This window comes from Roseovarius sp., assembly GCF_040223625.1.
Taxonomy (GTDB): Bacteria; Pseudomonadota; Alphaproteobacteria; order Rhodobacterales; family Rhodobacteraceae; genus Roseovarius.
The window spans coordinates 1-2713 of sequence record NZ_JAVKFX010000029.1 but is presented as its reverse complement, the minus strand read 5'-3'; the positions used below and the strand labels follow the sequence as shown (position 1 = coordinate 2713).

Sequence of the window (2713 nt, the reverse complement as noted above, 5' to 3'; positions counted from 1 at the left end):
CCCGGCCGCCCCGTCTGCCGCCGCTCCTCGCCCCGCGGCAACAGCGCCTCGATCCGGGACCAGTCGATCACCTCCTCCACCGCGTCCAGCGCCCCAAGCGCGGGATGCTCGAAAAGCTCATGGGAGGCGAAAAGGGCGGGTTGGGTTGTGAAGCTCTGTCTCATGGCCAATCATACCACTTCGACGGAAACAGAAGAATCCTCAAAGTTTCGCTGAGGTCTCATCAAGGAAACAGAATTTATCCTCGTGTTAGTAAACCATTTCTTAGGTGGCTTAAAAGAAATCGAACGGACCATCTGATTGATGGTTGCACGACAAACGGTATCCGAACTTCTTGAAATTTCTTGAATGTTTTCTCCGCCCTGTGGCGAAACCCATCGTATGACGAATGTGTCATATGAAGCATAATTCTCCATCGTAATTTCAACTTCACACAAGAAGACTGGCTCAGAAAACTCATATTCGAACCACCTATTCGCGCCATCCATAGGCTGCGTTTCGCCGGAGTTTGCGAGCAACTTCGTTGTCTTATTGGTGCGACGATTGAGGAGGCCAAATGGCAGAGCGGTTGCTGTTGCCACTTTGGTTTCCTGAAGCTGGTTCAACTTCTCATAGGTGCTGCTGAGATCAAACTTTTCCATTGTGAATCCCCAATTCACTAGTTTTGCGGCAACTACGACATGTAGATTAAAATTCCGCTATCCACACAATATCAGCAATTATTACCCCGTCAGATCTAAAACGACAACCTTTGCGAGAAATGATCTTCCACTTACATTCTTCCAAATTCATTTCTCAAGACCTTCGCTTTTTGGAACTTTGCTTTCCATTAGCTACGCCGAACTTTCGAACAACCCATACCACACCCCCACCCCCCGTTGCGCCCGAAACAACATCTCGCCCCTCCCCCCCATCGCGCGCCACATTAACACTCCGCCTCCACCGACCCGATACCGACGCGATACCGACGTAATACCGACGTGATACCGACGTCGGTTTCCCTGCAGAATATGGCCGTTAACCTTCGAATCGGTTACCGACATCAACTGTCGCAAACGGACATGCCCGATCCGCGACAGACGACAGTGTAGGGCCACCGGAAAAGCAGGGAGTCACACATGAAAACCACCACCCGCGTGGCGATTATCGGCGGCGGAGTCGTCGGCTGCAGCGTTCTCTACCACCTCACTAAGCTGGGGTGGTCCGATGTCATGCTGGTCGAGCGGTCCGAGCTCACCTCCGGCTCCACCTGGCACGCCGCCGGCGGCTTTCACACCCTCAACGGCGACACCAACATGGCCGCCCTTCAGGGCTATACCATCAAGCTTTACAAGGAGTTGGAGGAAATCACCGGCCTCTCCTGCGGGCTGCATCACGTGGGCGGCGTCACCCTCGCCGACAACCGCGACCGCTTCGACATGCTCCTCGCCGAGCGCGCGAAACACCGCTACATGGGCCTCGAAACCGAGATCGTCGGGCCGGAAGAAATCCGCAAGATCGCCCCCGTCACCAACACCGACGGCATCCTCGGCGCCCTCTACGATCCGCTCGACGGCCACCTCGATCCGTCCGGCACAACCCACGCCTACGCCAAGGCCGCCCGCATGGCCGGCGCGACGATCGAGACCCATTGCAAGGTGCTGGAAACAAAGCAGAAACCCGGCGGCACGTGGCAAATCGTCACGGAAAAAGGCACCATCGAGGTCGAGCACGTGGTCAATGCCGGCGGCCTCTGGGCCCGGGAAGTTGCAGCGATGTCAGGGGTTTACCTGCCGCTCCACCCCATGGAACACCAGTATGTCGTGACCGAGGAAGTCCCCGAGATCGCCGAGATCATCGCCGCCGGCGGCGAACACCCCCACGTCATGGACCCCGCCGGCGAAAGCTACCTCCGCCAAGAAGGCCGCGGCCTCTGCATCGGCTTCTACGAACAGCCCTGCAAGCCCTGGGCCGTCGACGGAACGTCCTGGGATTTCGGCCACGAGCTACTCCCCGACAACCTCGACAAGATCGAGCAATCCATTGATTTCGCTTACAAACGCTTCCCCGCCCTCGAACGCGCCGGGGTGAAGTCCGTCATCCACGGCCCCTTCACCTTCGCCCCCGACGGCAACCCCCTCGTCGGCCCCGTCCCGGGCCTGCGCAACTACTGGTCCGCCTGCGGCGTCATGGCCGGATTCTCCCAGGGCGGCGGCGTCGGCCTGATGCTGGCCCAGTGGATGATCGAAGGCGAATGCGAACGCGACGTCTCGGCGATGGACGTGGCCCGCTACGGCGACTGGATCAACAAGGGCTACACCCTCCCGAAAGTCATTGAAAACTATCAGAAAAGGTTCTCCGTCTCCTACCCGAACGAGGAACTTCCGGCGGCCCGCCCGATGAACACCACGCCGATGTACGACATCTTCGACAGCATGGGCGCGGTCTGGGGTCACCAATACGGTCTCGAGGTGGTGAACTACTTCGCCGAGGGCGACGAGCCCCGTTTCGAAATCCCGTCCTTCCGCCGCTCCAACGCCTGGGAGGCCACCAAGCGCGAGGTGAAGGCCGTCCGCGAAGCCGTTGGAATCAACGAGGTTCACAACTTCGGAAAGTACCTCGTCACCGGCCCCAATGCCCGCGACTGGCTCGACCGGATCATGGCCGGGCGCATCCCCAAACAGGGCCGCGTCTCGCTCACCCCGATGCTGTCGCCCAAGGGCCGGCTGATCGG

Annotated in this window: 2 protein-coding genes; one reads left to right on the top strand and one right to left on the bottom strand. The window is 59.0% G+C overall.

Annotated elements, in window-relative coordinates; translation table 11 throughout:
- Positions 1–170 precede the first annotated feature (170 nt).
- A complete protein-coding gene (locus RLN94_RS08405; protein ID WP_350126037.1) occupies positions 171–641 on the bottom strand; it encodes a hypothetical protein in 471 nt (156 codons plus the stop codon).
- A gap of 477 nt (positions 642–1118) precedes the next feature.
- Here RLN94_RS08405 and RLN94_RS08400 point away from each other — a divergent pair.
- On the top strand, positions 1119–2713 hold a 1595-nt coding region (locus tag RLN94_RS08400; RefSeq protein ID WP_350168793.1), incomplete at its 3' end, for an FAD-dependent oxidoreductase.

Excerpts from the sequence above, each read along its gene's own strand:
- RLN94_RS08405 (WP_350126037.1), bottom strand. The coding sequence starts at position 641 with ATGGAAAAGTTTGATCTCAGCAGCACCTATGAGAAGTTGAACCAGCTT.